This window comes from Mongoliibacter sp. (assembly GCF_007692705.1).
Lineage (GTDB): Bacteria > Bacteroidota > Bacteroidia > Cytophagales > Cyclobacteriaceae > Mongoliibacter.
Genome location: NZ_REBN01000185.1, coordinates 1 through 2,907 on the forward strand (window position 1 = coordinate 1; position 2,907 = coordinate 2,907).

Annotated in this window: 1 protein-coding gene; it reads left to right on the forward strand. The window is 42.5% G+C overall.

Translation table 11 applies throughout. The features are described from left to right. The first annotated feature begins 344 nt into the window (after positions 1-344). A complete protein-coding gene (locus EA341_RS12995; RefSeq protein ID WP_293015199.1) occupies positions 345-2,771 on the forward strand; it encodes an ABC transporter permease in 2,427 nt (808 codons plus the stop codon). Positions 2,772-2,907: the final 136 nt, after the last annotated feature.

Genomic DNA, 2,907 nt, shown 5'->3' on the forward strand with positions numbered 1-2,907 from the left:
TCACAGAGAAAATCACGAAGTGATTGAATTCACGAAGTGGTATTTGCCCCGGGTAGAACCCGGGTATTTAATGATGGTATTTGTGAATTTTTGACCACCAGCGAACAATATTGTCCGCTTATTTTTATGTAAGGGACGCTTGATACAGGTCTTTGGCCGTTTTGCCAAGATCTGTCATGGCATGGATATGGAATATAGAGTCGATGAGATTTGAGAGACTAGAAGCGAGAGGCTAGATACAGAGAAGCGAGAAGCCATAGCCTGCCCCAAGTATCGGGAAGTTAAGATTCAAGAAATAAGAAGGGAATAAGAACTAACACTATCAACACAACAACCAACTACCAATGCTCCGTAACTATTTGAAAATATTCATCCGAAACCTGAAGAAAAACCCTGCTTACATCCTGATCAATATTCTGGGACTTTCTGTTGGTATGGCAGCAAGTATCTTGATTTTTTTATTTGTACAGCATGAACTCAGTTTCGATAAGTATCACGAAAAATCAGAAAGGATATACAGGGTATCGAGAGCATTTTCCAATCAAAGCGGTGAAGTAAACTTACATTTGGGTCATTTAGCTCCCCCTTTTGGCGCTCTTCTTAAATCCGATTTTGAAGCGGAATTGGAGGAATCCGTTCGTATCCTGAATACCAATGTGGTGCTCAAAGATGAAAACAACGTTTTCGAGGAAAAGAGATTTTACTTTTCCGATCCTGAGGTGTTCAATGTTTTTTCTTGGGAAGTTTTGGACGGGGACCCTGAGCGCGCATTGAGTTTTCCAGATGGAATGGTGATTTCGGAGAGCATGGCCAAGAAGTATTTTGGTCAAGCAGACCCGATTGGTAAAAGTTTGGAAGTGAAAATCGGAAATGAATCTGCCAACATGCAAGTTCGTGCAGTTATGGCTGATATTCCTGACAATTCACATTTCAAGGCAGATTTTTTGGCTTCAATGGAATTGGTGAAAGACTTTTATGGAGGTTATGATGCCATGATGAAGAATTTCGGATCCAATAATTTCGCCACCTATATTCTTCTCCAGGAAGGTGTGGATCCAGAAAGTATCAGTGCACAGATTCCAGCGTTTTTGAACAGACATATACAACCTGGACAGGATGGTGCATTGGCTTCCACCTGGAACCAACTGCAGCTTTGGCCTATCACGGACATTCACTTGTACTCCAACCTCGATTCTGAATTGGAACCAAACAGTAGCATTGAATACGTGTATATCTATACTGCTATAGCAATTTTTATCCTACTGATCGCTTGTGTGAATTTCATGAACCTGTCCACAGCGCGATCTGCTAAAAGGGCTTTGGAAGTAGGGCTTAGGAAAGTGCTGGGTGCTGATCGACAACTTTTGATCAGGCAGTTTATGAGTGAGACCATATTCATGACCTTTCTTGCATTGGTGATTGCCATACTCCTTGCAGGCTTGACCTTACCTATTTTTGGAGATTTTACAGGAAAAGAATTGAGCATGAACTTGTTGGAGCATCCTGAATACATTTTGGGGATGCTGGGCCTTGTCATATTGGTTGGAATGTTGGCAGGTAGCTACCCTTCTTTGTTTTTATCTGGATTCCAGCCTGTAAAAGTTCTGAAAGGCACATACAAAATCGGTTCTATCCATGAAAAATTACGATCGGCACTTGTTGTGGGGCAATTTGCCATTTCTATTGTACTGATAGTGGCGGTTATGGTAGTACTCAAGCAGTTGGATTACATGAAAAACAAAGACTTGGGATTCAGTAAAGACCACGTGATCGTACTTCCTGCGTACAGAGAGTTGGTGGAAAATTATCAGACTCTAAAGGACCGATTCCTGCAACAGCCAGGTATTGAGGAAATGACTTTAGCTTCTAGGGTGCCAAGTGGAAGACTGCTTGATGCGCAGGGAGCCGAAGCTGAGGTCAACGGAGAGCTTACAGTTATGGACATCAGGTTGACGGATATACATGTCAGCCATTCTTTTATGGAAACATTTGACATCAAAATGGCCGCTGGACGTGATTTCAATTATCAATTGGCTTCGGATAGCACAGAGGCATTTTTGATCAATGAATCGGCAGTTAGAGCAATTGGGTGGAACTCTGCAGATGAGGCTGTTGGGAAAAGGATGCATTATGGACCGAGAAGAGGTTATGTGGTCGGAGTGGTTAAAGATTTTCACTTTGAATCCCTGCATCAGCCCATCAGTCCTATGATCTTTATGGTACCCGAGGATAGGTTCAATGAAGTGGCTTTCCGTCTGGGCGCAGATAGGTTTGACGAAAGCATAGCCTACCTCAGGGAAGAGTGGACGGCTTTGCGTCCTGATTTCCCTTTCAATTATTATTCAGTGGCAGACAGGTTTGACCAACAATATGAAGCTGAGCAAAAAGTAGGTACAGTATTCGGTTTTTTTGCCGGACTGGCTATCCTGATCTCCATCTTGGGACTATTTGGGTTAACCGCCTATGCGACAGAGCAAAGAACCAAAGAAATAGGTGTACGCAAAGTGATGGGAGCAAGCATTAGTAGTATCATACTTCTTTTAGGGAAAGACTTTCTCAAGCTTGTGCTTATGGGTTTTGTGTTGGCAGTACCGATCGCATGGTTTGGTATGAGCAATTGGCTGGATGGCTTTGCTTACAGTATTTCACTTTCCTGGATGGTTTTTCTGCTTTCGGGTTTTATCGCATTGTTTATTGCGGCCCTTACGGTGAGTTCGCAGTCTATCCGTGCAGCGATGATCAATCCGGTGGATGCGTTTAAGGTGGAATAGGATCTTGACCTTTGGTTTCGCACCTGCGGGACCGAAGGTCTTTTTGACCACGGTGATTATTATAGAAATAAGGTAGAAATACAATTGAAATAGAGTAGAAATAAGGTAGAAATACAATTGAAATAGAGTAGAAATA